The sequence below is a fragment of the Streptomyces longispororuber genome, assembly GCF_014656095.1.
Classification (GTDB): Bacteria; Actinomycetota; Actinomycetes; order Streptomycetales; family Streptomycetaceae; genus Streptomyces; species Streptomyces longispororuber.
In genome coordinates this window covers 54,777-81,423 of record NZ_BNBT01000019.1, presented here as the reverse complement: position 1 = coordinate 81,423, position 26,647 = coordinate 54,777, and the positions used below count along the sequence as shown (strand labels likewise).

The window sequence follows — 26,647 nt, the reverse complement described above, 5'->3', positions numbered from 1 at the left end:
GGGGCCGCCAGGGGCGGCGGCGGGCCGGGCGGCGCGGGCGTCGCGGGCGGCGGGGGCCACGGCGATGGCGGCGGAGCGGGTGCCGGTGGTGTGGGCCTGGGAGGCGTGGGTTCAGGCGGCGTCGGCTTCGGCGGGGTGGGTTTCGGGGGAGTGGGTTTCGGGGGTGTCGGCTTGGGGGGTGTCGGCTTCGGGGGTGTGGGCTTGGGCGGCGTGGGCTTGGGCGGCTTCGGCTTCGGCGGTTTGCACCGCGCCCCGCTGCCCGCGTACGCCGTCACGGACCCGCCCGGGCCGGTCGACGCGTACGCGCAGGCGTCGGCCGGGGCGACGGCCGAGCCCGCCGGGGCGGCCACGAGCAGGGAGAGCGTGAGCAGCGCGAACACGCGGGTGGCGGGAGCGAGAAGACCCCTGGATGATCCGGGCACGACGCAGAGCATGAGGGCGCGCGCGACCCTTCGGGGGAGAAGGTGAGCGAAACCCGCCGAAGGTGGGACACGCCGCACGCGGGTTCGCCCGTACCGGGCCTTGCGGGCGCCTCGCGGGCGAAGAATTTCGCCCCACCGTTGAACGCCTTCCCCCGCCCCGCCCGTACCTAGGGCCATGCGTGATGCCAGTGGGCGTCGCGACACCCGAGCGGACAGTGGGAGTGCGAGATGAAGACCTGGCGGAGCGCCTCGCTCGTGGCGACGACCGCGGCCGTGCTGGCGCTGACGACGGCGTGCGGCCAGGACCAGGGGGACGGGTCCCCGAAGGGCCAGAAGGTCGGCAACGAGGCACCGGTCGACAAGGGCGCGGACCCGGGCGACGGCTACGGCGGCGGTGACGGCTACGGCAACGACAGCGGCAACGGCTACGGCGCGGACTCGGGCAAGGGCGCCGCGGACGGGAAGGGGCCCGGCAAGGGCGCGGCCCGCCCGGGCACGGCGAAGTCCGCCGGGCAACTGGACGTGTGGGACAGCGAGAAGCTCGGCGAGGTCGTCACGGACAGCGCGGGCTTCACGCTGTACCGCTTCGACAAGGACACCGCCCGGCCGCCCGCGTCGAACTGCGAGGGCGCCTGCGAGAAGGCCTGGCCCGTGGTGCCCGCGAAGGGCGCGAAGGCCCCGCCCGGCGTCGACGCCTCCCTGCTCGGCGAGGTCACCCGGCCCGACGGCAGCAAGCAGCTCACGCTCGACGGCTGGCCGATGTACCGGTACGCCAAGGACACCGGGCCCGGCGACGCCAAGGGCCAGGGGGTCGGCGGCACCTGGTTCGCGGCCGCGCCCGACGGCAAGAAGGCCCGCCCGGGGGCCGCCGGGGGCGGTGGCGCGGCGCGGCCGGCCGACCCGGCCGGGCTCTCCACGCGCCAGGACCCCGAACTCGGCGAGATCGTCGTCGACCGCGACGGCATGACCGTCTACCGCTTCACCAAGGACTCCGCCTGGCCCATGAAGTCCGCCTGCACCGGCGCCTGTCTGAAGAAGTGGCCGGTCGTCGAGCCCGTCGCGAAGAACGACACCCGCGACATCCTGAAGAAGGGCTTCGTCACCTTCGACCGCCCCGACGGGCTCAAGCAGCAGACGATCGACTGCTGGCCGCTGTACACCTTCGCCGGGGACAAGAAGCCGGGCGACACCAACGGCCAGGGCGTGGGCGGCACATGGTTCGCCGCCGGCCCCGACGGCAAGGCGGTGCGCGCCTCCCGATAGCCCGGCACCCCCGGCCGGGCGCGACGACCGGTCCGTTCCCTCCCCGTACGGGCGACCGTACGACGGAGGGGGCGGGCCGGTCCTTCGTGCTGTCCGCCGGAAGCGCCCTCGAAGGCGGCTCGAGACGGCCCCGGCCGGGCTCCCGGCGGCGCGCTCCGGACGGTGGTGCCCGCGGCGCGCTCCGTGACGGAAAACCGCCTGCGTCACCACGTGCGTACGGCATGTGCCAATGGCAGCGACCCAGGCAGTGACCGAGAACGGACGGCCAATTTCCGGTTTGACTCGCTCCCTTGGCCGGCGATCAGTAGCCTCACCCTCGAACACCGGCTCGCCTCAGCCTGACGCCTAAGCCTTGGAGTGTTGATGGAGCGTCCTGCCTGGGCCCCGCCCGGCATCGACATCACGATGCCGAGCGTGGCCCGGATCAACGACTGCTACCTGGGAGGCTCGTACAACTTCGCGGCGGACCGGGAGGCCGCCCGCCACGCCATGGTGTTCCTGCCCGGCTTACCGAAGATCGCTCAGGCGAATCGTGCCTTCATGCGGCGAGCTGTGCGTTTCGCCGTCGCCGAGGGCGTCACGCGGATCCTCGACATCGGCTGCGGCATCCCGTCCTCCGGCGCCCCGCACGAGGTGGCCCGGGCCGCGGACCCGGCGGCGCGGGTGGTGTACGTGGACCACGACCCCGTCGCCGTCGCGCACGCCGGCGCCACGGTCGAGGGTGACCCGCGGGCCGCGGCCGTCTGCGCCGACCTGCGCCGGCCCCGCGACGTCCTGGGCGACCCGGCGGTCAAGGCGGTGCTCGACGCCCGACTGCCGGTGCTGCTCCTGCTGGTGGCTGTACTCCACTTCGTCGAGGACGCGTACGATCCCTACGCGGCGGTCGGTGAGCTGCGGGACGCGACGGCGCCCGGCAGCCTCCTCGCCGTGACCCATGCCGCGTACGAAGGGACACCGGTTCCGCGGGAGCAGACCGATGGTGCCGTCGGCGTGTACAACGACATCCGCAATCCATTGATCATGCGATCGCGTGCCGAGATCGCGCGGTTCTTCGAGGGATACGACATGGTGGAACCCGGCCTCGTGCCGATGCCGCAGTGGCGGGCCGACACGGAACTCGACGCGGACGCCGTCGAGGAACCCTGGGCCTGCTCCGGGTTCGCCGGCGTGGGACGCAAGCGTTGAGCGCCGAGCCGGACGGGCCGGAGGACAGACTGCGCAGGTTCGCCACCATCTGGAGCCGCGCGCTGTTCCCGGCGACCGCCACCTCCCTGACCAGACCCGAGCTCGAACGCCAACTGGAGCCGCTCGCCAGGCGGTTGCGCGACGCCTTGGCGGAGCGGCCGTTCCGCGCCGCCACCGGCGAGTCCGTCGGCGCCGCCCTGGTCGAGGCGGACTGCACCGAGCCGGAGACGCTCAGCCGCACCCTCGACGTGGTGGACGCCTACCTGGTCCTGTACTGCGGCGCGCAGGGCGAGCGCGAGGAGCTGCGGGCCCGCTGCGCCCGCCTCCAGCACGCCGTGGCCGCGGGCTTCGCCAGGGCGCTGCGCGAGCGCACCCTCGCCGAGCAGGAGGCCATATCCCGGGCGGCCCTGGCCGCGCGCGGCACCGTCGCCGAGGCCCTGCACGCGAGCGAGGCCCGCTTCCGCGCGGTGTTCCACGGCGCCGCCATCGGCATCGGCATCGCCGACCTGGACGGCACCGTCCTGGAGGTCAACGACGCGCTGGTGCGCATGTTCGGCGGCCTCGAACACCAGCTCCGCGGGCGCAACGTCGGCGAGTGGTCCCACCCCGACGACTCCCCGCACGTGTGGAAGCTGTACGAGGAGCTGGTGCGCGGCGAGCGCGAGCACTACCGCGTGGAGAAGGCGTTCTACCGCCCCGACGGCACGGTCCTGTGGACCAACCTGACCGTCTCCCTGCTGCGCGACGCCGACGGCGTGCCGCAGTACCAGCTCGCCCTCGTCGAGGACACCACCGAACGGCGCCTGCTCCACCTGCGCCTGCGCTACGAGGCCACGCACGACGCGCTCACCGGACTGCCCAACCGCACGCTGTTCTTCGAACGCCTGGAGAAGGCGCTCGCCGCGGGCAAAGGGGCCCGGTTCGGCCTGTGCTACCTGGACCTCGACGGGTTCAAGGCCATCAACGACAGCCTCGGGCACGCGGCGGGCGACCGGCTCCTCGTCGAGGTCGCCGACCGCCTCCAGGCCTGCGCGACCGCGCCCGGCGAGATGGTCGCGCGGCTCGGCGGCGACGAGTTCGTGGCGCTGACGACCGGGCCCGACACCGAGCGCGGCGTCGACGAACTCGCCGGGCGCATCATGCACGCGCTCGCCACCCCCATCAGCGTCGACGGCCGCGAGCTGACCGTGCGCGGCTCCATCGGCATCGTGGAGGGCCCGGCCGCCGACCGCGGCGCCGCGGAGGTACTGCGCAGCGCCGACATCACCATGTACCGGGCGAAGCACGCGGGCGGCAACCGCTGCGAGCTGGCCGACCCCGAGGCCGACGCCCGCGCCATCACCCGGCACGGTCTGACCACGGCGCTGCCGGTGGCCCTGGAGCGCGGCGAGTTCTTCATCGAGTACCAGCCGCTCGTCCACCTCGGCGACGGCAGCGTGCGCGGCGCCGAGGCGCTCGTGCGCTGGCTGCACCCGCAGCACGGCGTCATCGGCCCGGACCGCTTCATCCCGCTCGCCGAGCACACCGGGCTCATCGTGCCGCTCGGCCGCTGGGTCCTTGAGGAGTCCGTGCGCCAGGCCCGCACCTGGCAGGCCCGGCACGCCGACGCGGGTCCGCTGCGCGTCAACGTGAACCTCTCGCCGTGCCAGCTCACCCACCCCGGCCTGGTCTCCGACACCGTCGAGATCCTGGAGCGCACCGGCCTCGCGCCGGGCGCGCTGTGCCTGGAGGTCACCGAGTCGGCCCTCATCGGCGCCGACGACGACCTGCTCAAGCCGCTGCGCCACCTCGCGGAGATGGGCGTCGACATCGCCCTCGACGACTTCGGCACCGGCTACTCCAACCTCGCGAACCTGCGGCGGCTGCCCGTCAGCGTCCTCAAGCTCGACCGCGCCTTCACCCAGGGCATGCAGCACTACCCCGTCGACCCGGTCGACCTCAAGATCGTCGAGGGCATCGTCTCGCTGGCCCACAGCCTGGACCTGGCGGTCACGGTGGAGGGCGTGGAGACCGGGGCGCAGGCCGACCAACTGCGGGAGCTGGGGTGCGATACCGCTCAGGGCTGGTATTACGCTCGGCCGGGGCCGCCGGATCGGTTGCATGAGCTTGCGCTGGCGGACGTGCTCTGAGCTGGCGGGGCGCCTTGGGCGGGGTTTCTCGGCGCTGCGCGCCTCGTCCTCAAGCGCCGGACGGGCTGTCCCCGCCCATCGCCGTTCGTTCTCGGCCTCGGGCCGGCGTGTGGTGGTCGTGCTGCGCGCTCGTCCTCAAACGCCGGACGGGCTTGAACTGCCCCGGGTCAGGAGCATGCTCTGGAGCTCTCGGGCCGCTCGTGGGGGCGCTACGTCGCTTCTGTGGGCCAGGGCGATGGTGCGGCGGAGGCGGGGGCGGGAGAGGGGGGTCATGCGGAGGTCGCTGCCCGCGCGCTCGGCGACCATGCGGGGGACCACGGCGACGCCGAGGCCCGCGCGGACGAAGCCGAGGACGGCGTCCATCTCGCCGCCCTCGACGGCGAACTCGGGTTCGAAGCCTTCCGCGCGGCAGGCCGCGACCGTGAGTTCGCGCAGGTCGTAGCCGTGGCGGAACATCACGAGGCGTTCGCCCTGGAGGTCGGCGACGCGGGCCGTGGCGCCGAGGCCGGGGCCGTCGGGGGAGGAGAGCACGACCAGGTCCTCGCGCAGCAGCTCCACCGTCGTCAGGGCGGGCGACGGGCTGGGCAGCGGCAGCACCACGAGGGCCAGGTCGAGCGCGCCGCGGGCCAGGTGGTGGACCAGGTCGTGGCTGCCGCCCTCCTCGATCAGGAGCTGGATGCCGGGGTGCCGGTCGTGGAAGTCGCGGAGCACCTGCGGCAGCAGGCCCGTGCAGACGCTCGGCGTGGCGCCGAGGCGCACCCGGCCGCGGCGGAGCTGCGCCAGCTCCTGCACCTCGATGCGGGCGGTGTCGGCGTCGGCCAGGATGCGGCGGGCCAGCGGGAGCAGCGCCTCGCCCGCGTCGGTGAGCGTGATGTTGCCCCGGGCCCGGCTGAACAGCTCGGCGCCCAGCTCCTTCTCCAGGGCGCGCACCTGCTGCGACAGCGACGGCTGGGAGACGTGCACCCGCTCGGCGGCCCGGGTGAAGTGGCGGGTCTCCGCCACGGCGACGAAGTACAGGAGCTGCTGGAACTGCATGCGCACCACCCTACGGCTCGCGATAGGCCGTGCCTATCGAGATGAGCAGGTCCATGTCTTGGACTGATGGGGCTGTTCGGCCCTAGCGTTTCCGGCATGGCTCTGGCAACGCGGACGGACCGACGGCCGTCACTTCCCCGGGCGGTGTGGGACTCCACCGTCGGCAAGAAGACCGTCATGGCGGTGAGCGGCCTGATCATGCTGCTCTACCTGGTCGCCCACATGATCGGGAACCTGAAGATCTTCTTCGGCCCCGACGACTTCAACCACTACGCGCACTGGCTGCGCACCCTCGGCGGGCCCGTCATGCGCTGGGAGTGGACGCTGTGGGTGATCCGCGTCGTGCTCGTCGCCGCCGTCGTCGCGCACGCCGTGTCCGCGTACCAGCTCAGCAGGCGCGACCTGAAGGCGCGCCCGAGCAAGTACGTGCACAAGAAGCCGCGCGCGAGCTACGCCACGCGCACCATGCGGTGGGGCGGGATCATCCTCGGCCTGTTCATCGTCTGGCACATCCTGGACCTGACGACGGGCACCGCGCACCCGGGCGGGTTCCAGCACCTGCACCCGTACCAGAACGTCATCGACACCTTCTCCACCTGGTACGGCAACGTCGTCTACCTCACGGCCGTGGTCGCCCTCGGCCTCCACGTCCGGCACGGCTTCTGGAGCGCCGCCCAGACCCTCGGCGTGGGCAGCGCGGCCCGCGACCGCGCCCTGAAGACCTGCGCCAACGGCCTCGCGCTGCTGCTGACCGCGGGCTTCGTCTCCGTACCCGTCGGCGTCATGACCGGAGTGGTGAGCTGACCGATGAATTCCTATGCCGAGTACACCACCGGGGAGCCGGTCGCCGACGCCAAGGCGCCCGGGGGACCGATCCACGAGCGCTGGGACACCCGCCGCTTCGAGGCCAAGCTGGTCAACCCCGCCAACCGCCGCAAGCACACCGTCATCGTCGTCGGCACCGGCCTCGCGGGCGGCTCCGCCGGGGCCACGCTCGCCGAACAGGGCTACCACGTCGTGCAGTTCTGCTACCAGGACTCGCCGCGCCGCGCCCACTCGATCGCCGCGCAGGGCGGCATCAACGCCGCGAAGAACTACCGCAACGACGGCGACTCCGTGCACCGGCTGTTCTACGACACCGTCAAGGGCGGCGACTTCCGCGCCCGCGAGTCCAACGTGCACCGCCTCGCGCAGATCTCCGTCGAGATCATCGACCAGTGCGTGGCGCAGGGCGTGCCCTTCGCCCGCGAGTACGGCGGCCTGCTCGACACCCGCTCCTTCGGCGGTGTGCAGGTCTCCCGGACGTTCTACGCCCGCGGCCAGACCGGCCAGCAGCTCCTGCTCGGCGCCTACCAGGCACTGAGCCGACAGATCGCCGCGGGCAACGTCGAGATGCACCCGCGCACCGAGATGCTCGACCTGATCGTCGTCGACGGCCGGGCCCGCGGCATCGTCGCCCGCGACCTGGTCACCGGGAAGGTCGACACCTACTTCGCCGACGCCGTCGTCCTCGCCTCCGGCGGCTACGGCAACGTCTTCTACCTGTCGACCAACGCCATGAACTCCAACGCGACGGCCGTGTGGCGGGCCCACCGGCGCGGCGCCTGGTTCGGCAACCCGTGCTTCACCCAGATCCACCCCACCTGCATCCCGCGCACCGGCGACCACCAGTCGAAGCTGACGCTGATGAGCGAGTCACTGCGCAACGACGGCCGCATCTGGGTGCCCAAGGCCAAGGGCGACACGCGCCCGCCGGGCGAGATCCCCGAGGGCGAGCGCGACTACTACCTGGAGCGGATCTACCCCTCCTTCGGCAACCTCGTCCCGCGCGACATCGCCTCGCGCGCCGCCAAGAACGTCTGCGACGAGGGCCGGGGCGTGGGGCCCGGCGGCCAGGGCGTCTACCTGGACTTCGCCGACGCCATCGCCCGCATGGGCCGCAAGGCCGTCGAGGCCAAGTACGGCAACCTCTTCGACATGTACCAGCGGATCACCGACGAGGATCCGTACGAGGTGCCCATGCGGATCTACCCGGCCGTGCACTACACGATGGGCGGCCTGTGGGTCGACTACGACCTCCAGACCACCGTGCCCGGCCTGTTCGCGATCGGCGAGGCCAACTTCTCCGACCACGGCGCCAACCGGCTCGGCGCCTCCGCCCTGATGCAGGGCCTCGCCGACGGCTACTTCGTGCTTCCGGCCACCATCAACGACTACCTGGCCCGCAACCCGCACCACGAGGAGGTGGGCGCCGGCCACCCCGTCGTACGGGAGGCGGTGGCGCAGACCGAGGACCGCCTCGCCCGGCTCCTCGCCGTCGACGGCGACCGTACGCCCGACTCCTTCCACCGCGAACTCGGCGAGCTCATGTGGGAGTTCTGCGGCATGGCGCGCACCGACAGCGGCCTGCGCAAGGCCCTGGAGCGCATCCCGCAGATCCGCGAGGAGTTCTGGCGCCGCGTGAAGGTGCCCGGCACCGGCGAGGAGCTCAACCAGTCCCTGGAGAAGGCCAACCGCGTCGTCGACTACCTGGAGCTCGCCGAGCTCATGTGCCTCGACGCCCTGCACCGCGCCGAGTCCTGCGGCGGCCACTTCCGCGAGGAGTCCCAGACCCCTGACGGGGAGGCCGCCCGCAAGGACGAGGAGTTCTCCTACGCGGCCGCCTGGGAGTTCACCGGCACCGGCACCGCCCCCGTCCTGCACAAGGAAGACCTGGTCTTCGAGTACGTCCACCCCACCCAGCGGAGCTACGCATGAAGCTCACCCTGCGCGTCTGGCGGCAGCGCCACGCCGACGCCGAAGGCCACATGTCCACCTACGAGGTCGACGGCATCTCCCCGGACATGTCGTTCCTGGAGATGCTCGACACCCTCAACGAGGAGCTCATCCTCAAGGGCGAGGAGCCCGTCGCCTTCGACCACGACTGCCGCGAGGGCATCTGCGGCGCCTGCTCGCTCGTCATCAACGGCGACGCGCACGGGCCCGAGCGCACCACCACCTGCCAGCTCCACATGCGGTCCTTCGCGGACGGCGACACCATCGACGTCGAGCCGTGGCGGGCGGCCGCCTTCCCGGTCGTCAAGGACCTGGTCGTCGACCGCTCCGCCTTCGACCGCATCATCCAGGCCGGCGGCTACATCAGCGTCCCCACCGGCTCCGCGCCGGAGGCCCACGCGACGCCCGTGCCCAAGCCCGACGCCGACTCCGCCTTCGAGCACGCCGAGTGCATCGGCTGCGGCGCCTGTGTGGCTGCCTGCCCCAACGGCTCGGCGATGCTGTTCACGTCGGCCAAGGTGAACCATCTGAACGTGCTTCCGCAGGGCGCGCCCGAGCGCGAGACCCGCGTCCTCGACATGGTCGCCCAGATGGACAGCGAGGGCTTCGGCGGCTGCACCCTCACCGGCGAGTGCGCCACCGCCTGCCCCAAGGGCATCCCGCTGCCGTCCATCGCCGCCATGAACAAGGAGTGGCTGCGGGCGACGCGCAAGGTGCGACGCTGAGCGCTCCGTGGGGCCCCCTCCGGGCGCGGGTTTGGCGCTACCGGCGGGGCCGCAGATCCGCCCCGTACACCGTCTCGTAGTCCGGTACCACGAGCCGGGAGCCGGGGCTCACCTCACGGACCTGGGCGACGAACTCGTCCAGGTCCGTGCCGTCCTTCCGGGGCGGCTCGCTCAGCGGCCGCTCGAAGTCGTCCCAGTGCACCGGCACGACCACGTCGGGACGGCCCAGCGCGTCGAGCAGGCGCGGCACATAGCGGTACGTCGACCTGGTCGACGCCACCGCGAGCATCGCGATGTCCGGCGCGAGCCCCCGGAAGGACCGCTCGTCGAAGTCGCTCGCGCCCATGAAGAGCGCCGAGGGCGCGCCGTCCGGCGTCACCTTGAAGGCGAGCGTGTCGCCCTCCGGCAGGTCGGAGATCGTCCGGGGCGCGGCCGCGGGCGGCGCGTTCAGGGTGCCCGGCGCGAAGTAGGAGTACGAGCCGTTGCGGCTGTGCCGGGAGCTCGCGACCTCCACCACGTACCCGTCGAAGGCGAGCACCTCGCCGCCCTTCACGACGGATATCTGCCCGGCGTCGACGCCGAACGAGCGCAGCACGTGGTACGTCGTCTCCGTCCCGATGACGCGCGCCCCCGTCGCACGGGCCAGGTACGGCACGTCGTTGAGGTGGTCCCAGTGGGTGTGCGTGACGCAGACGACCTCGGGCGTGCCCGCGTGCCGGCGCACCAGCGCCTTGTCGGTGCGCAGCCGGGTCGCGGGGTCGAAGGAGCCGCTGAACAGCCCGGTGTCGAAGCGGGTGACGTACGGGTCGATCAGCACGGTGGCCGTCCGCTCCCCCCGCGCGAGGTCGATCCGCCACCCCGAGGTGCCGAGCCAGCGGTACGAGACAGAGCCCGCACCCCGGCCGCGCCCGGCCGGGGCGGCGGCGCCCTTGGCATCTACGGTGCCCTCGGCGTCCCGCGCGGACGCGGTGGCGGGGACCAGGGGAACGGCCGCCCCGAGGGCGGCACCGCGCAGGAGGGTACGGCGGCCGGGGGTGAACCGGCGTGTGTGCGTGTTCATGACGGCAGCAGATCAGGCGAGGACGCGCGGCGTCCAAGATCAGTGGCCGGGGCGATCGATATGTGAATGGATATAGGGGCAGGTCAGGAGTGGGTTGAGGGGTGTCGGCGGCGCGGGGATGCATGACGCACGGGGCGTAAAGAGAAGCTGACACGGGACCTCCTGGCCGCGTCGGAGGCCGCCGCGGGCGCCGCGGCACGCGTGCGGAGCCGACGGCGGTGAAGGTACCGATGCCTACTGGCCCGGCGGGACCGGCAGGCGCCGTCCGACCGTGCCGTCGTACGTCCCAAGGGGTGACGTGGTGTGCAGGCCGTCGGGATCGGTGACCCTGACCGCGATCGCATGGGCGCCGGAGCCGGCGTGCCGGACGTCGAAGGCACCGCCGGTGGCGGCGGCGCGGCCGTCGACGAGCCACTCCACGTCGTCGCCGGTGATCGGACCGTGTTGCGGCGAGGTGCCCTGCGCGTGCAGCAGCGGTCCCTCGCCGTCACCGGCCAGCACCTGCGGCGGACGCGGCGGCAGCGCGAACACCGGAGTCTGGACGTACGAGGTGTGATAGCCGTTGGTCGCGATGACCTGTGCCACGCAGCGCCGATGGCCCGGCATCGCGCGCAGGTCGAGGTCGAAGGCGGTAGCGGTGAGGTTGACTCCGGGGCGGGTCGCGAAGGTGCCGTCGGCGTTGGTGATCCGCACGTAGTACGTGTAGGCGGGGCGCGGTTCGGGTTCCCCGATGTCCAGGCGCTGCCAGCGCAGGTGGAGCACACCGGCGGTGTCGATCTCCGGTGAGGACAGGGGTGCGTGCAGGGCGAACTGGGGCGGCCCGGTCGGGACGATCATGGCGCCCAGTTCGGTGCCGTCGCGGCGCAGGACGACGCGGTGGGCCCGAGGGGTGTAGGGCAGCCGGGCACCGAACAGTGCCTCCTGCTGTTCGGCGCTGTCGAAGACCACCGCCGTCGGCGCGTCGGCCAGGACCTGACCGGCCGCGTCCTCCACCGACACGGTGTAGGCGGGTCCCGGGACGGTCCGGGGCGGGGACGGCTTGCGGGAGGTGCGCAGACCGGGTGCCCAGCGCACGGTGCCGGAGCGGGTGACCCTGCCGCGCAACCGCACGTACTCACCCGGGAACGGACGGCTGGTGGAAGTGAGGACGGCGGGGACGGCGGGGACGGCGGGGACGGTGCTGGGCACGGGGTGATCGAGGGCTGCTTCCCCGGCCCGGTCGCCGCGTGTGGACAGGGTGTTGAGCAGCCTCAGCCAGTGATACCCGCCGATCCACTGGGGGGCGGCGTTGCAGTAGCTCATGAAGTCGCCGACGGTGGCCGGGTGGACGTTGCCGGGGTTCAGGGGTTCCACGCCGACCTCGCCCGTGCGGCCGTCGGGCGGGGTGTAGTCCTCGTCGACGTTCTCCGGGCCGCCGCAGGGTGCGTGGCGCAGTCCCAGGAGGTGTCCGATCTCGTGGGCGAAGATGATGTTGTGGTCGTGCCCGAACGAGACGTGGTCGTCGTACCGGGCCTTGCCCCCGATGTCGCCCATGGGCACGGCCCGGGCGACCATGGCGTAGATCAGCTCGTCGTCGTTGCCGTGGTCCTCCTGGATGTCTTCCAGGTCGTCGAGGAAGTCGCCCTGGCCGTCCTCGTCGGTGAGGTCGCGGGTGGTGTGGATCTCCTCCAGGCCCGGGACCGTGTGGTAGACGATCCCGCCGGTGTCGGCGATGGGGTAGAGCAGGGGGAGGGTGTCGGAGACGGCGCGGTAGCGGGCCGCACTCACCGCCGGGACGGTCGGGGTCGACACCCGCACCATCCACACGGTCACGGGCCGCGTCGCCCGGAAGTCGGCCGTGACCTCCATGGGGTTGCTGGTGGTGCCCGCGACCTCCGCCTGGACCATGATCTTGGCCGTACCTGCCGTCACCCGGTCCGCGGGGATGAGGAAGTTCAGGGTGTGCTGGATCTGGGTCCGGTTCACCTGTGCGACGGGCCGGGCCGTGATCGGATGCAGGGAACGGGCTGTGAAGGAGCCCCCGTTGAGGTTCAGCGTCCCGGTCACCCCGTCGACGGTGCCGCCTCCCTCGCGCGGATCGATGCCGGAGTCCAGGTAGACGCGGACCAGTGTGGCCTTGCCTGCCGCGAGCGCGTGCTGGGGGCCGCCCGTGGGCGGGGTGAAGTGCTGCGTGGCCTGGGTGACCTCGACGCCGGTGATCTCCAGGTTCGGGGTGGCGTCGGGCGGAAGCAACTCGCTGCTCATGGTGACCAGGAAGCCGTTGTGCGTCTGGTCGGTCTGGGTGGGACCGATGACGTGCCGGCCCAGCGTGTCGGGGTCACCGGGGTCGATGGTGATCATCGCGCGGCCGAGGTGGTTCTCGTAGGCGCCGCCGCTCGGCCAGGACTCGTCGTCGTGGGTGTACGCCTCGACCCAGATCCGGGTCGGACCGCCCACGGCCAGCGTGGTGACGGGGGAGGGTGTGCCGCCGGCGAGCGGGAAGAGCGCCTCGTCGAAGACGCGGTCCCCGTTGTTGTTCCAGCGCAGGAGCTCCTGGTCGATCGCCCCGGCGCCGCCCTGCTCCGGGGCGAAGGCGCGGACGTACAGGCCCATGTGCGTGAAGTCGCTGTTCTCGTCGTCGAAGACCACCACGTCCTTGAAGACGAGCCGCACGTGCCGGAAGCGGTGCTGTGGGACGGTTTCGAGGAGGCCGGTGACGGCGTAGCCGGTGTTGCCGTTGTCGGTGGTGGTGGGGCCGAGCAGCACCTGGCCGAGCTGGCTGGGCTCGCGGGTGTCGAAGACGACCTCGGCCGCGCCGAGGAAGTTCTCGTGGTGTCCTTCGTCGGGCCAGCGTTCGTCGTTGTCCGTGTACGCCTTGACGGTGATCCTGCCGATGCCGCCAGGCTCGCCGCCGATGTCGAACACCAGGACGCTGGGGAACTCCTGGTCGCCGTCCAGCGGGTACTGGAAGTTGTCCTCGACCTCGCCGTTGCGCCGGTTCCAGCGGAACTCCGCGACCTGAGTCCCGGAGTTGTCGAGGACCTTGACGTACAGGCCCAGGCGGGTCGATCCCGATTCTTCTTCCTCGAAGAGGTAGAGGGTGTTGAGCGTGAGACGCATGAGGGTCATGAGCGCCGCCTCTGTTCGTGAGCTTCCTCACCGTGTCCGCGCCCGCAGTGGCGTGGGGATGTCGACTATGTCGAGGTGCACGATGCGAGGCCAGCGTGCGTTCCGCTCAACGGAACGCGGTGAGAGAGGGCCCGCCCGGGCGGGCTACTCCTGCGGAAGGAGGCCCTCCGGCGAGAGCCTGGTTCGAGGGCGTCGAGGACGGCCCGCGGGCCGAACGCGAAGCTGTCGTCGGGCGCGGCGGTGTACTGCGCGGCGGAGGTCGTGCCGAGGCGTGCGCGCAGCTTCGGTACGGCTCGGCGGCCCGCAGCGCCCTCGGGGCCCGCCGCGGAGGAGGGGGCCGACTGCAGGAGGCCTGCTGCCGGATCGCCGCCCGGCCCGATACCCGCGCCACCGCGCCCACCGGCCACGCGGCCCGTGACGAGGCCCGGCACGTCCTGCGGACGTGGGGGTGGCGTCAGGGCGTCGATGCCTGGTTGCGGAGCCGGGGGGTGCGGGCGTGTGCGTTCAGGGCGAGGACGGGAGGGTGACGGGGGTGTGGTGGCGTGGGTCCGCGGCGTTGACGCGCGGCTGGCGGGGGGGCTTACGTGTTCAGGGTGTCGACGCTCAGCCGATGGGGCGGTCACGGGGCCGTGGCGGCCGCGCCGGGGCGCAGGGTGTCGACGGCCAGGCGGGCCGCCGTGCCGATGGCGGCGTCCACCCGCGTGAGGTCGGCGACCATGGCGCGGCTCCGGGCGAACACCGCCACCGCGTACTCGTCCCCCTCGGGCAGCCGCACGACGCCCGCCTCGATGTGCAGGCCCGGCAGCGTGCCGGTCTTCGCGGCGATCCGCACGTCGTCGGGGAACCCGGACGTCAGCCGGTGCCGGAATACCTGGCGCCCCATCAGGGCCCGTACCTGCGCGCAGGCTTCGGGCGGGCCCGCCTCGTCCCGCCAGATCAGGTCGAGCAGCCGCGTCACGTCGCGGGGCGTGCTCGCGTTGGCGCGGAGCGGGTCGAGGACGCTGAGGCGGCGCTTCCGCTCGTCCGGCAGCGCGCGGTAGCGCACCGCGAACTCCTCCTCGGTCCGCGCGCCGACGTCCGCGAGCATCGACGCGAGGGCCTCGCGCGGCCCGCCCACGATCCTGGTCCGCTCCAGCCCCAGCTCCCGCGCGAGCATCCCCAGCGTGTCGACGCCGACGCGGGACAGCAGGACGTCGGCCGCGGAGTTGTCGCTCACCGTCAGTGCGAAGTACGCCAGGTCGCGCAGCGAGATCTCCACGTCGTCCACGCACCCAGCGGTGCCCCACCCGCCGAGCCGGTGCTCGTCCGTCACGAGCACCCGCTCCCGCGGATCGAGCTGCCCCGCGACGACCTGCCGCGCGAACTCCAGGACCAGCAGCACCTTGAAGACGGAGGAGAGGGGGACGGGGGTGTCCGCGTCGAGGGCCACCTCCCCCGACGCGCACGGCTTCCCGTCGCCGGGGCCGGGAGCAGTGGCTGCGCCGGGGCCGGGGGAATCGGCTCCGCCGGGGGCAGTGGCTCCGCGGAGGGTGGTGGCTTCGCCGGGGGTGGTGGCTGCGGCTCGGGCGTGGGTCACCCCGGGGCTGGGCGTGGCGGTTTCGCCGAAGGAGTGCGCTTCGCCGGGGAAGCCGACGCGCACCGCGTGCAGCGCGCCCTCCGCGCCCGCCCGCGCGAACACCTCCCGGATCCGGTCCTCGACCCGCATCCCGCCCCTCACTTTCCCTCGCCTACGCTCGTCCCGTGGATCTCATGCGGCACCTGCGTATCTTCGTCGTCACCGCGGAGGAGCTGCACTTCAGCCGCGCCGCCGAACTGCTCGGCATGGCGCAGCCGCCGCTCAGCCAGGCCGTGCGCCGCCTGGAGCGCGAGCTCGGCGCCGAACTCTTCGACCGCGGCAACAGCCGCCAGGTCAGGCTCACCCCCGCCGGCACCGTCCTGTACGACGAGGCCCGCGAACTCCTCGTCCGCGAGGAGCGGCTGCGGTCGCTGGTGCGGCGGGCCGTCGACGGGGACGTCGGTACGCTGCGCGCGGGCGTGCCCGAGGACATCGCCGCGCCCGTGCTGCACGCGCTGCTCGCCGCCTGCGCGGAGGAGGCGCCCGGGCTGCGCGTGGACCTCCAGGAGGTGTCCACGCAGGAACAGCTCCGCCTGCTCGCCTCGGGCGGACTCGACGTCGGGCTCCTGCACCAGCCGGTGGACGCCACCGGGCTCGCCCTCGGCCCCGAGGTCGCCGTGGAGCTGGGCGTGGTGCTGCCCCGTACGTCACCGCTCGCCCGGCTCCCGGAGGTCGGCCTCGCCGACCTGGCCGGGCACGACCTGGTGCTGTGCCCGCGGGACGCCGCGCCCGGCTGGTACGACGCCACGCTCGACGCGTGCCGCGCCGGGGGCTTCGTCCCGGGGCGGGTCCGGCACGCGCGGAACCCGGAGTTCCTGCTCGGGCTCGTGGCGGCGGGGCAGGGGGTGGCGTTCGAACGGGGTACCGCCGCGCGCAAGGAGCCGCGGGTGGCCTGGCGGCCCCTGGCGGGGCGGCCGCTGGTGCAGCGGGTCGCCGCGGCGTGGCCCGCGCAGGGGGCGCATGCGGGGGCGGCGCGGTTCGCCCGGGTGGCGGCGGGGGTGCTGGGGCGGGACCGGGCGGCGGTGCCGAGGCCGGCGGCGGGTGCGCCGGCCCACAGCCGCCCCTGGACCGTGGTGTACGACTCCCCTTGACCCGCAGCCCCAACCACCCCCCCCACTCCTGCCCGCCACTCCCACTTGCCCGCCCACCCGTCATCGCCGCTGCGCGCCTCGTCCTCAATCGCCGGACGGGCTCACAGAGCCCTGCGCGTCTGATGGGCCGTTCTCTCCCGCCCGCCCACCCTCATCGCCGCTCCGCGCCGTGTCCTCAATCGCCGGACGGGCTTGACGGCCTCGCCTGCGGGCTTGTCTGTTCCCGCGAGCTGCCGGGCTGCTTCCCCACCCGCTCACCCGTCACCGCCGCTGCGCGGCTTGTCCTCAATCGCCGGACGGGCTCAATTCCCCCGGCCGGGCGCTCTCGCCGGGGCCGCACGGGTGGGTGGGTGGGAAACCCCGCCGCGGTAGCGGCGGTATCGCCGACGACGGTGCGCAAGCCGCTAGGTCGGGGCCGGGTGGGCCTGGTGGGGTTGTACGGGTGGGCGGGTGGGCGACTTCGCCGCGGTAGCGGCGGGCGGCCGGACGGCGGCGGGAGAGCCGCTAGGTCGGGGCCGGGCGGGCCCGGTGGGGCCGCACGGGTGGGTGGGTGGGAGGGGCCAGGCCTGCGCCGGGCCTCAGGTCAGGGCCGCCGCCAGGTAGGGCGCCGTGTGGCCCGCCCGGGCGCGGGCGACCTGGGCCGGTGGCCCCGAGGCCACCACGCGGCCCCCCTCCGCCCCGCCCCCGGGCCCGAGGTCCACCACCCAGTCCGCCCCGGCCGCCACGGCCATGTCGTGCTCGGCCACCACCACGGAGTGCCCCGCGTCGACCAGCTCGTGCAGGCGCCCCACGAGGAGCTCCACGTCGGCCGGGTGCAACCCGGTGGTGGGCTCGTCCAGGAGGTAGAGGGTGTGCCCCCGCCGCACCCGCTGCAACTCCCCGGCCAGCTTGATGCGCTGCGCCTCACCCCCGGACAGCTCCGTCGCGGGCTGACCGAGCCGCAGGTAGCCGAGCCCCACGTCCAGCAGCGCCCGCAGGCTGCGCAGCGCCCCCGGCGTGTCGGCGAAGAAGTCGGCGGCCGCCTCGACGGTCAGGTCGAGGACCTCGGCCACGCTCCGCCCCCGGTGGGTGACCTCCAGCGTCTCGGTGTTGTAGCGGGCGCCCCCGCAGTCCGGGCAGGGGGCGTACGTACTGGGCAGGAAGAGGAGCTCCACGCTCACGAACCCCTCGCCCTGGCAGGTCTCGCACCGGCCGCCCGGCACGTTGAAGGAGAAGCGCCCGACGCCGTACCCACGCGCCCGCGCCTCGTCCGTCGCGGCGAAGACCTTGCGGACGACGTCGAAGAGCCCGGTGTACGTGGCGAGGTTCGAGCGCGGCGTACGGCCGATGGGCTTCTGGTCCACCCGGACCAGGCGCCCCACGCCGTCAAGGTCCTCCGTGATCTCGCCGATCAGGGTGGACTTGCCGGACCCGGAGACCCCGGTGACCGCGGTGAACGCGCCGAGGGGGAACTCCACGGACACGTCCCGCAGGTTGTGCCGCGTCACCGGCCCCACCTTCAGCCAGCCGCGCGGTGTCCGCACCTGCCGCGCCGGCGCGGGGGCGCGGCCGAAGAGGTAGCGGGCCGTGGCCGACTCCGGCACGTCCGCCAGCTCCGCCACGGGCCCGCTGTGCAGCACGCGCCCGCCGTGCTCGCCCGCGCCCGGCCCGACGTCCACCAGCCAGTCCGCGTGCCGCATCACGTCCAGGTGGTGCTCGACCACGAAGACCGAGTTGCCCGCGGCCTTGAGCCGGTCGAGGACGCCGAGCAGGGCCTCCGTGTCGGCCGGGTGCAGGCCCGCCGACGGCTCGTCGAGCACGTACACGACGCCGAAGAGACCCGAGCGCAACTGCGTCGCGAGGCGCAGCCGCTGGAGCTCGCCCGGGGAGAGCGTCGGCGTGGCGCGGTCGGGGGACAGGTAGCCGAGGCCCAGTTCCACCACGGTGTCGATGCGGGAGAGCAGGTCGGCGGTCAGGACCCGGGCGGTCTCCGACGCTCCGCCCGCGTCCCGCAGGCACGCCGCCAGGTCGGTGAGCGGCAGCGCGGCCAGCTCCGCGATCGTCCGGCCCGCGAACGTGACCGCCAGCGCCTCGGGCCGCAGCCTGCTGCCGCCGCACGCCGGGCACGGTTCGCTGGTCAGGAAGCGTTCGGCCTTGGCGCGCAGGGTCGGGCTCTTGGAGTCGGAGAACGTCTTCATGACGTACCGCCGGGCGCTCATGTACGTGCCCTGGTAAGGGCGTTGGATACGGTCCGCCTCGCGGACGGGGTGCACCGTCACCACCGGCTGCTCGTCGGTGAAGAGGATCCACTCCCGTTCGCTCCGCGGCAGTTCGCGCCAGGGCCGGTCGACGTCGTATCCCAGCGCGTCGAGGACGTCCCGGAGGTTCTTGCCCTGCCAGGCGCCCGGCCAGGCCGCGATGGCGCCGTCCCGGACGGACAGCGACGGGTCGGGGACGAGGAGCTCCTCGGTGGTGCGGTGCACCCGGCCGAGGCCGTGGCACTCGGGGCAGGCACCGGCGGCCGTGTTGGGCGAGAAGGCGTCGGAGTCGAGCCGTTCGGCGCCCGCCGGGTAGTCACCGGCGCGCGAGTACAGCATGCGCAGGGAGTTGGAGAGGGTCGTGACGGTGCCCACCGAGGACCGGGACGTCGGCGCCGCCCTGCGCTGCTGGAGCGAGACGGCGGGCGGCAGGCCCGTGATCTCCCCGACCCGGGGCGCTCCCACCTGGTGGATGAGGCGGCGCGCGTACGGCGCGACCGACTCGAAGTAGCGCCGCTGCGCCTCCGCGTAGATCGTGCCGAAGGCGAGCGAGGACTTCCCGGACCCGGAGACGCCGGTGAAGACGGCGATCACGTCGCGCGGGACGTCCACGTCGACGCCGCGCAGGTTGTGCTCGCGGGCTCCCCGGACGCGGACGAACGGATCGTGGTCGTGGGCGCGGGGGCTGGGCATGAGGGGGCTCCGAACGCGACGAGGGGACAAACCCCACGATCCTAGGGCGGTACGCGCCGCGCACCTCGGGCGGGCACCCCCCGGGGGCTCAGTTCGCGCGCCCCGCTGGGCCCCGCCCCTCGTCAGGGACGGTCGGCGCCCCCGCCCCCGGTGAGGCCCGCCACGCGCGCCAGGCGCCGGTAGGAGTCGAGCAGGCCCTCGCGGTCGTACGTACTCGTCGTCACCAGGACCTCCTGGGCGCCGCTGTCCTCGACCAGGGCCGCCAGCGCGTCGGCGACCTGCTCCTCCGTGCCGTATATGTGGCCCTGGAGCCCGGACTCGTACAGGCTCCGCTCCTTGTCGGTCAGCGCGCCGCCCGCCGCGAGCTCCTCGACGCGCTCGGCGGGCGGCAGCGGCGGGAACGTGCCGTGCGTCCGCGCGTACGCCATCGACCACGCCTCCGGTACGAGCAGACGGCGCGCGGCCTCCTCGGTGGCGGCCACGGCGACCGTGCCGGAGACGATCACGTACGGCTCCGCCGCCCAGGGCGACGGCCGGAACGCCGCGCGGTAGCCGTCGACGGCGCGCAGCATCCGCTCGCGCCCCCGCAGGTCACCGATGACCAGCGGCAGCCCCGCCTCCGCCGCGATGGCGGCCCCCTCACCGGTGGCCAGGACGTACGCCGGGACCCGCGCGCCGTCGGCGGGGTAGGCGCGCACCCCCGTGTCCGAGGTGCCGCGGAACCAGCCGAGCACCTCGGTGAGCTGGGCCGCGAAGTCCTCCGCGGCGTGCTTGTCGCGGCCGAGCGCCTTGCGCACCCCGTCCGTGAACCCGACGGACCGCCCGAGCCCCATGTCGATCCGGCCCGGGAACAGCGCCTCCAGGACACCGAACTGCTCGGCCACCACGAGCGGCTGGTGGTTGGGCAGCATCACGCCGCCCGTGCCCACCCGGATCGTCCGGGTGGCTCCGGCGACGGCCGCCGCGAGCACCGTCGGCGCGGAACCGGCGACCCCGGGCACCCCGTGGTGCTCGGACACCCAGAAGCGGTGGTAGCCGAGCGCCTCGGCCTCCTGGGCGAAGCGGACCGTGTCCCGCAGCGCCCCGGGGCCGTCGTGGCCCTCGCGGGTCCGGGAGCGGTCGAGGACGGAGAGCCGTACCGCTCGCCCGTGGGGACCCGGTATGCGCCGGGACGCGTGTCGCTGCTGGTCCTGCACGGCTGCTCCGTAAGAGTCGGTCCCGGACGTCACCCGGATGGCCTCCGCTGCCGGCTCCATGATCCGCCAGGCAGGCGGGCCGGGCAAAGTGATTCCGATCTCCGTGGCGCCCGACACCGTGCACACCGTCCCCCGTGGCCGGGCTACGCCACGTGGCCTCCGGGGCCGGGCTACGCCACGTAGGCCGCGGCCATGGGGGAGGTGCCCGTGGTGACGAAGTCGCGGATGCCCGTCAGGTAGGCGTCGCGGTCGATCAGCCCGTCGCCGTCGGCGTCGAGGGCGTCGAACGCCGCCCCGGCCGCGGCCCCGGCGTTGCCCGCCGCCGTGCGCAGCCGGACGAACCCGTCGCGGTCCAGGAGTCCGTCACCGTCGAGGTCGGCGATGTCGAACAGCGAGCCCAGCGCGGGCCGGCAGGAGCGCTCGAACGCGTCGTGCCCCACCCACGAGCGGTACTCCTCGAAGGTCACCCGTCCGTCGTGGTCGCCGTCCATGTCCTGGAAGACGGCCTCGTGCGCGGCTCGTGACGCGGCGACGACCCGGTGCTCCGGATCGCGCCCCACGGCCGACGCGACACGTTCGACGCGGCCGAGGTATTCGGCGTGCGTGACGACGCCGTCGCCGTCCACGTCCAGCATGGTGAAGATGCGGTGCTGCGGTGAGTCGGTCACTACGGGTTCTCCTGGGTGCGCGGACAGGGCTTTGCCACCGCCAAACTACCCAGGGGGCGACAGACTCAGACGAATGTGGGCACAACGCTCATGTGGGGTCGTCAGTGGCTTCGTGGTGGTCATGGGTGGTCGAAGCCGGTCGTGTCGTACGGGCACACGAGCCGGGCGTGGCATCGAGGTCGACGGGTCCGTTCCGTCAGGCGTGGTCGTGCCGCTGCGTCCGGCGGCGGTAGGCCGCGGCGTTGACCCTGCTGCCGCAGCTCCGCTTCGAGCACCAGCGCCGGGTGCCCGCCCGGGAGCGGTCGAGGAAGAGGCGGGTGCACGGCTCACCGGCGCAGCGCCTGATGAGCAGGCGGTCGGGACCGCCGAGCAGGTCGGCGGCGCCCGCCCCGAGGGTGGCCAGCACCTCCCGCACCCCGCCGCGGCGTTCCACCCGGCCCAGGTCCCGCAGCACGGGACGTACCGGCGGGTGCGCGGCGGCCCGCCGGACCCGGGCGACGTCCCGCGGGTCGGCGGGCCCGCCCCCGGCGGCGGCGAGCGCCAGCCGGTGGATCGCCTCGCGCAGGGCCCGGGCCGAGATCAGATCGGCCCGGCTCACCGTCTCCAGCCGGTCGACAAGCCCGGCTTCGGCCGCCCACCGGGCGAAGTCCTGCGGCCCGCCCAGCAGTTCCACCGGGCGGGTGGTGCGCCACGCCACGGTGGCGGCGAAGTCGAGGGCCGGATGGTCGCTGACGAAGAGGAAGCTCACGCCGTGAGTATGGGCGACGGGCACACATGGCGTCATCCCCTGAGGGTATGACGAATGGGGCGGCCGTACGGGGCGGCCGGGTCCCAAGTCCAGGTCTGGAGGCGCGCGGTGGGTACGCAGACGTCCGTGGAGCCGCGCACGCGCCCCCGCGCGCCCGGGGCGGTGCTCATCCGGTACATGCAGGTGGCCCTCATGGTTCGCCTCGCCTCCGAAGGGGCGCGGGTCGCCCTGGTGGTGCTGGCCGTGGACCGCACGGGCAGCGCCGCCTTCGGGGGTGCCCTGGTCGCGGCCCTCCTGGTGCCCGGCCTGGTCGCCGCCCCGCCGGCCGGCGCTCTCGCGGACCGGGTCCGGCGCCGCCGGCTGTTCCACGCCGGCGCCCTGGTGGGCCACGGCTTGGGGCTGGCCGCCGTGGCGGGGCTGACCGGCCGCGCGCCCGCACCGGTCGCGCTGGCGGCGGCGGGGGCCGCGGGCTGCTGCACCCCGCTGGTGACCGGCGGCCTGACCAGTCTGCTGGGCGACCTGCTCCCGCCCGCGGCGCTGGGCCGCGCCTTCAGCCTGGACGCCGTCACGTACAACCTGGCGGGCATCGCCGGGCCGGCCCTCGTCTCCGTCCTCGCGGCGGCCGTCGGCCCCGCCCCCGCCCTGCTGGCGCTCGGCGCCGTGGCGGTCGCGGGTGGCCTGCTCGTCCTCTCCCTGCCCCTGCGCCCCCGGCCCGCGCCGGACGGCCCCGCGCTGCGCCCCGGCGACGTGAAGGCCGCCGCGGTGCTGCTCGTGCGCGACCCGCCGCTGCGCTCACTCACCTGGGCCAGCGGTCTCGGGCAGTTCGGCATCGGTGCCCTGCCCGTGGTCTGCGTGCTGCTCGCCACCCGCTACCAGGCGCCCTGGGCCGCGGGCGGCCTGATGACCGTCATGGCCGTCGGCTCCCTCGCCGGTTCCCTGGCGTACGCCTGGCGGCCCTGGGGCGACCGGCGTCCCGAACGGACCGTCCTGGCCATGCTGTGCGCGACCGGGGTGCCGCTGGCCGCCGTGTCGTGGACGGGCGGTCCCCTCGCCGCAGCCGTCGGCTTCGCTCTGGCCGGGTGCTGTACCGGCCCTCTCTTCGCCGCCCTGCTGGCCGGCCGCGACCGCTACGCGCCCCCGGCCGCCCGGACCCAGGTGTTCACCCTGGGGGCGAGCGTCAAGAGCGCCTTCTCCGCGGCCGGGGCCGCGCTCGCGGGGGCCTGCCAGGCCGCCGGGCCCGCGCGTCTCGTCCTCGCGGTGGCCTGCTGCCAGGTCGCCGCGGCCGCGCTGGGCGCTCTCCTGCTGCGAAGGCGCCGGGCGGCCGGAGACACCTCGACTTGATAGGCAAGTGGTGACTTGCCTATCGTGAGGGCGTGGCCGATGACCTCTTCAAAGCCTTGGCCGACCCCACGCGGCGCACCATCATCGACGAGCTCGCGGAGCAGTCCGGGCAGACACTGTTCGAGATCTGTTCGCGGCTGAGCATGAAGCACCGGCTCGGCATCTCGCGGCAGGCGGTCTCGCAGCACCTCGCCGTGCTGGAGGCGGCCGGGCTCGTCGAGACCAGGCGGGAGGGCCGCTACAAGTTCCACGATCTGAACACGGCGCCGCTGCGGCTGATCGTCGAGCGATGGCTCGTGCCCCGCACCTCAGAACCGGAGGAGAACACCCCATGAGGATCCTTCTGACCAGCGTCTTCGTCGACGACCAGGCCAAGGCCCTGCACTTCTACACCGAGGTCCTCGGCTTCGTGAAGAAGCACGACGTCCCGGTGGGTGAGAAGGACCGCTGGCTGACCGTCGTCTCGCCCGAGGAGCCCGGCGGCACCGAGCTCCTCCTGGAGCCCCTCGGCCACCCGGCCGCCAGGACCTACCGCGACGCCCTCGTCGAGGACGGCATCCCGCTGGCCCAGTTCACCGTGGACGACGTGTGGGCGGAGTACGAGCGCCTGCGCGGCCTCGGCGTCCGCTTCACGCAGGAGCCCTTGGAGGCCGGTCCCGTGACCACCGCCGTCCTGGACGACACCTGCGGCAACTTGATCCAGATCGCCACGCAGCCGGAGTAGGGCGGCGGCCGCGCGCGGCCCGGCGTGCGCGTCCCCGTAGCGGAACCGGGCGGTTCGTTCGCGCAGGGTGGTGACTCGGGAGGTGGTCCGCGCACCCCCGCGCGGGCACCGTTCCGCTCACCGGCGACGAGGCGCCGCCCCGTTCGCCGGTCAGGGGGCCGGGTGAGACGCTGGCTGAAGGAGGAACCATGCCGGGCGCGGACAGGAAAACAGCAGCCGAGCGGGCGGCGGATGAGAAGGCCGAGAAGGCCGAGAAGAAGGCGGTGGGCAGGAAGGCGGCGGGCAAGCGGGGTTCCGAAGGGGCCCTGCCCTATGTGCCCGCGCGGGGCGGGATCCCGGTCCTGCGCCGCGCCGCCGCGGACTGCCGCGGCTGCCCGTTGTACGCGGACGCCACCCGGACCGTGTTCGGCGCGGGACCCGCGCCCGCGCGCCTCATGCTCGTCGGCGAGCAGCCCGGCGACCAGGAGGACCGTGCGGGCGAGCCGTTCGTGGGCCCCGCCGGGCGGCTGCTCCACTCGGCCCTCGGCAAGGCCGGCATCGACGCGGAGCAGGCCTACGTCACCAACGCCGTCAAGCACTTCAAGTTCGCCCCCGTCACCGAGGGCCGCAAGCGCCGCATCCACAAGGCGCCGAACCTCGGCGAGCTGACCGCCTGCCGCCCCTGGCTCGCGGCCGAGGTGCGGCGCGTGCGGCCCGAGCTGATCGTCGCGCTCGGCGCCACGGCCGGGAAGTCGCTCCTCGGCAACTCCTTCAAGGTGACCGAGGCGCGGGGCGCGCTGCTCTCCCTCGCACCGGGGACGGAGCTGCCGCTGGTGGCCGGAGAGGGCGACGGTGACGACGGCGGCGACGGTCATCGGCACTTCCTCGCCACGGTGCACCCCTCGGCGGTCCTGCGGGCCACCAACCGCGACGAGGCGTTCGAAGGCCTCGTCGCCGACCTGCGCGTCGCCTCGGGCTTCCTCGGCTGAAGCGGCCGGGCCGACCGGCGCGGCACTCCGGTACGCGCGGCGCATACTGGACGTACCGGGAGATTGGAGGACCCAATGATCACTCTTGGGCTCATTCTGCTCGTCATCGGCTGGGTGGCCGGTATCTCGATCCTCTGGACGATCGGCATCGTCCTCCTCGTGGTCGGCGCCGTCCTGTGGGTGCTCGGCTCCGTCGGCCACGCGGTGGGTGGCAGGCGGCACTACTGGTGACGCGCGGCGGGAAGGACGCGCACGCCCGGGCGCGGCGGGCAGGGCTCGCGCCCGCCGCCCCGCAGGCCGTCGTCCCGCACGCCGTCAGTCCGTACGCCGTCGTCCCGCACGCCGTCAGTCCGTACGCCCCCAGCCCGTACGCCGTCGTCGCGTACGCCGCGTTCCGTACGCCGTCAGTCCGTCCCCCGGTCCCGGCCGTCCCGCCCGTCACCCCACGCGCCGGAGCGCCTCGGGCGTGAGGTGGGCCAGGGTCGGGTAGCCGTCGACGGCCATGGTCAGGTCGGTCTCGGCGAGGAGTGAGCGCAGGACGTGCACGACGCCGTCGGCGCCGCCGAGGGCGAGCCCGTACGCGTAGGGGCGGCCCACGGCGACCGCGGTGGCGCCCAGGGCGAGCGCCTTGACGACGTCGGCGCCGCTGCGGACGCCGGAGTCGAACAGGACGGGCAGCCCGTCGGCCGCCGCCACGACGCCGGGCAGGGCGTCGAGCGCGGGCAGCCCGCCGTTGGCCTGCCGTCCGCCGTGGTTGGAGCAGTGGATCCCGTCCGCGCCGCCGTCCTTGGCCCGGCGTACGTCCTCGGGGTGGCACAGCCCCTTGAGGATCAGCGGCAGGTCGGTCAGCGAGCGCAGCCAGGGCAGGTCGTCCCAGGTGAGCGGGTTGCCGAAGACGCGCACCCAGTTCAGGACGGCCTCCTGCGGGGCCTCCTCCGGCGGGCGCTTCAGGTGGGCGCGGAAGACCGGGTCGGAGAAGTAGTTGGCGAGGCAGTGCCCGCGCAACTGCGGGAAGTTGGCGGTGGACAGGTCGCGCGGGCGCCAGCCGGTGACCCAGGTGTCCAGCGTGACGACGATGCCCCGGAACCCGGCGGCCTCCGCGCGGCGCACCAGGCTCTCCGCCAGGTCGCGGTCGGTGGGCGTGTAGAGCTGGAAGTACCCCGGTGTGTCGCCGAGCGCGGCGGCGACGTCCTCCAGCGGGTCGGCCGACAGCGTCGAGGCGATCATCGGCACGCCGGTACGGGCGGCCGCCCGCGCGGCGGCCAGGTCGCCGTGGCCGTCCTGGGCGCACAGCCCGAGCACCCCGATCGGCGCCATGAGCACGGGGGAGGGCAGGACCGTCCCAAACAGCTCGACCGTCAGGTCGCGTTCGACCGCGCCGGCGAACACGCGCGGTATGAGGCCCCAGCGCGCGAAGGCGGCGACGTTGGCCCGCTGGGTGTGCTCGTCCCCGGCGCCGCCGGCGACGTACGACCAGACCGAGGGCGGCAGCGCCGCCTCGGCCCGGGCCTCCCACCCGGCGAAGCCCATGGGGAAGCGCGGCGCCACCCCGCCGAGCCCGTCCAGGTAGATCTCGTTCTGGTAGGAACCGAATGCCTGCCCCATGCGCCTGCCCCTCCGCTCCGGGCGCCGTCCCGTGCGGCACCCCGGCGACCAGGGTGCAG

General features: G+C 73.8%; 21 protein-coding genes. 12 read left to right on the top strand and 9 right to left on the bottom strand.

Annotation, left to right across the window (positions count from 1 at the left end):
* Positions 1-650: 650 nt before the first annotated feature.
* The 3 genes from IE330_RS09555 to IE330_RS09545 all read left to right on the top strand — a co-directional run bounded on the left by IE330_RS09555 (position 651) and on the right by IE330_RS09545 (position 4,999).
* Positions 651-1,685 (top strand): SCO0930 family lipoprotein, encoded by a 1,035-nt coding sequence (locus IE330_RS09555; protein ID WP_190135463.1) that lies wholly within the window; start codon positions 651-653, stop codon positions 1,683-1,685.
* 363 nt (positions 1,686-2,048) lie between these two features.
* On the top strand, positions 2,049-2,870 hold the full coding sequence (locus IE330_RS09550) for an SAM-dependent methyltransferase (RefSeq protein WP_190135462.1): 822 nt from the start codon (positions 2,049-2,051) through the stop codon (positions 2,868-2,870).
* Complete coding sequence (locus tag IE330_RS09545) at positions 2,867-4,999, top strand: putative bifunctional diguanylate cyclase/phosphodiesterase (protein ID WP_190135461.1); 2,133 nt, start codon at positions 2,867-2,869, stop codon at positions 4,997-4,999. Before IE330_RS09550 ends, IE330_RS09545 begins: the two co-directional genes overlap by 4 nt.
* Before the next feature lie 135 nt (positions 5,000-5,134).
* On the opposite strand, the gene IE330_RS09540 is transcribed toward IE330_RS09545, so the two are convergent.
* Positions 5,135-6,034, bottom strand: a complete 900-nt coding sequence (locus tag IE330_RS09540) for a LysR family transcriptional regulator (protein ID WP_190135460.1) — start codon at positions 6,032-6,034, stop codon at positions 5,135-5,137.
* Positions 6,035-6,130: 96 nt separating this feature from the next.
* Here IE330_RS09540 and IE330_RS09535 point away from each other — a divergent pair, with 96 nt between their 5' ends.
* From IE330_RS09535 to IE330_RS09525, 3 genes are read left to right on the top strand one after another with little or no spacing between them, the layout of a single operon-like run.
* A complete protein-coding gene (locus tag IE330_RS09535) occupies positions 6,131-6,838 on the top strand; it encodes a succinate dehydrogenase (RefSeq protein WP_190135459.1) in 708 nt (235 codons plus the stop codon).
* A 3-nt stretch (positions 6,839-6,841) separates the two neighbouring features.
* On the top strand, positions 6,842-8,791 hold the full coding sequence (locus IE330_RS09530; protein ID WP_190135458.1) for a fumarate reductase/succinate dehydrogenase flavoprotein subunit: 1,950 nt from the start codon (positions 6,842-6,844) through the stop codon (positions 8,789-8,791).
* Positions 8,788-9,534, top strand: a complete 747-nt coding sequence (locus IE330_RS09525) for a succinate dehydrogenase/fumarate reductase iron-sulfur subunit (RefSeq protein WP_190135457.1) — start codon at positions 8,788-8,790, stop codon at positions 9,532-9,534. Before IE330_RS09530 ends, IE330_RS09525 begins: the two co-directional genes overlap by 4 nt.
* A 37-nt stretch (positions 9,535-9,571) precedes the next feature.
* Here IE330_RS09525 and IE330_RS09520 read toward each other — a convergent pair whose 3' ends face one another.
* The 3 genes from IE330_RS09520 to IE330_RS09510 form a co-directional block, all read right to left on the bottom strand.
* Positions 9,572-10,594 (bottom strand): MBL fold metallo-hydrolase, encoded by a 1,023-nt coding sequence (locus IE330_RS09520; RefSeq protein WP_190135456.1) that lies wholly within the window; start codon positions 10,592-10,594, stop codon positions 9,572-9,574.
* A gap of 234 nt (positions 10,595-10,828) precedes the next feature.
* Positions 10,829-13,702 (bottom strand): hypothetical protein, encoded by a 2,874-nt coding sequence (locus IE330_RS09515; protein WP_190135455.1) that lies wholly within the window; start codon positions 13,700-13,702, stop codon positions 10,829-10,831.
* Between the two features lie 619 nt (positions 13,703-14,321).
* Positions 14,322-15,407, bottom strand: coding sequence for a serine hydrolase (locus IE330_RS09510; RefSeq protein ID WP_190135454.1), 1,086 nt, complete (start codon positions 15,405-15,407; stop codon positions 14,322-14,324).
* A 44-nt stretch (positions 15,408-15,451) separates the two neighbouring features.
* Between IE330_RS09510 and IE330_RS09505 the strand changes: the two genes are divergently transcribed.
* Positions 15,452-16,408, top strand: a complete 957-nt coding sequence (locus IE330_RS09505) for a LysR family transcriptional regulator (RefSeq protein ID WP_190135469.1) — start codon at positions 15,452-15,454, stop codon at positions 16,406-16,408.
* A gap of 578 nt (positions 16,409-16,986) precedes the next feature.
* Here IE330_RS09505 and IE330_RS09500 read toward each other — a convergent pair.
* From IE330_RS09500 to IE330_RS09485, 4 genes are all read right to left on the bottom strand, one after another.
* The gene (locus IE330_RS09500; RefSeq protein ID WP_190135453.1) at positions 16,987-19,338 is read right to left on the bottom strand and encodes an ATP-binding cassette domain-containing protein; all 2,352 of its coding nucleotides are present in this window, start codon (positions 19,336-19,338) and stop codon (positions 16,987-16,989) included.
* 122 nt (positions 19,339-19,460) lie between these two features.
* Positions 19,461-20,534 carry an MsnO8 family LLM class oxidoreductase gene (locus tag IE330_RS09495; protein ID WP_229925510.1) on the bottom strand — a complete coding sequence of 358 codons (1,074 nt, stop codon included), beginning with the start codon at positions 20,532-20,534 and terminating at the stop codon, positions 19,461-19,463.
* A 170-nt stretch (positions 20,535-20,704) separates the two neighbouring features.
* Entirely contained in the window at positions 20,705-21,202 is a 498-nt protein-coding gene (locus IE330_RS09490; protein WP_229925509.1) for an EF-hand domain-containing protein, read from the bottom strand.
* A 196-nt stretch (positions 21,203-21,398) separates the two neighbouring features.
* The gene (locus IE330_RS09485; RefSeq protein ID WP_190135451.1) at positions 21,399-21,950 is read right to left on the bottom strand and encodes a CGNR zinc finger domain-containing protein; all 552 of its coding nucleotides are present in this window, start codon (positions 21,948-21,950) and stop codon (positions 21,399-21,401) included.
* A gap of 108 nt (positions 21,951-22,058) precedes the next feature.
* Here IE330_RS09485 and IE330_RS09480 point away from each other — a divergent pair, with 108 nt between their 5' ends.
* The 5 genes from IE330_RS09480 to IE330_RS09460 all read left to right on the top strand — a co-directional run bounded on the left by IE330_RS09480 (position 22,059) and on the right by IE330_RS09460 (position 25,214).
* Positions 22,059-23,291, top strand: coding sequence for an MFS transporter (locus IE330_RS09480; protein WP_229925508.1), 1,233 nt, complete (start codon positions 22,059-22,061; stop codon positions 23,289-23,291).
* A gap of 32 nt (positions 23,292-23,323) precedes the next feature.
* Positions 23,324-23,626 carry an ArsR/SmtB family transcription factor gene (locus IE330_RS09475; protein ID WP_190135449.1) on the top strand — a complete coding sequence of 101 codons (303 nt, stop codon included), beginning with the start codon at positions 23,324-23,326 and terminating at the stop codon, positions 23,624-23,626.
* Positions 23,623-24,015 (top strand): VOC family protein, encoded by a 393-nt coding sequence (locus IE330_RS09470; RefSeq protein WP_190135448.1) that lies wholly within the window; start codon positions 23,623-23,625, stop codon positions 24,013-24,015. Before IE330_RS09475 ends, IE330_RS09470 begins: the two co-directional genes overlap by 4 nt.
* A gap of 188 nt (positions 24,016-24,203) precedes the next feature.
* Positions 24,204-24,983: a UdgX family uracil-DNA binding protein gene (locus IE330_RS09465; protein WP_190135447.1), complete on the top strand. Its 780-nt coding sequence runs from the start codon at positions 24,204-24,206 to the stop codon at positions 24,981-24,983.
* Positions 24,984-25,058: 75 nt separating this feature from the next.
* A complete protein-coding gene (locus tag IE330_RS09460; RefSeq protein WP_190135446.1) occupies positions 25,059-25,214 on the top strand; it encodes a DUF6131 family protein in 156 nt (51 codons plus the stop codon).
* Positions 25,215-25,421: 207 nt separating this feature from the next.
* On the opposite strand, the gene IE330_RS09455 is transcribed toward IE330_RS09460, so the two are convergent.
* Entirely contained in the window at positions 25,422-26,588 is a 1,167-nt protein-coding gene (locus tag IE330_RS09455) for a lactate 2-monooxygenase (protein WP_190135445.1), read from the bottom strand.
* Positions 26,589-26,647 lie beyond the last annotated feature (59 nt).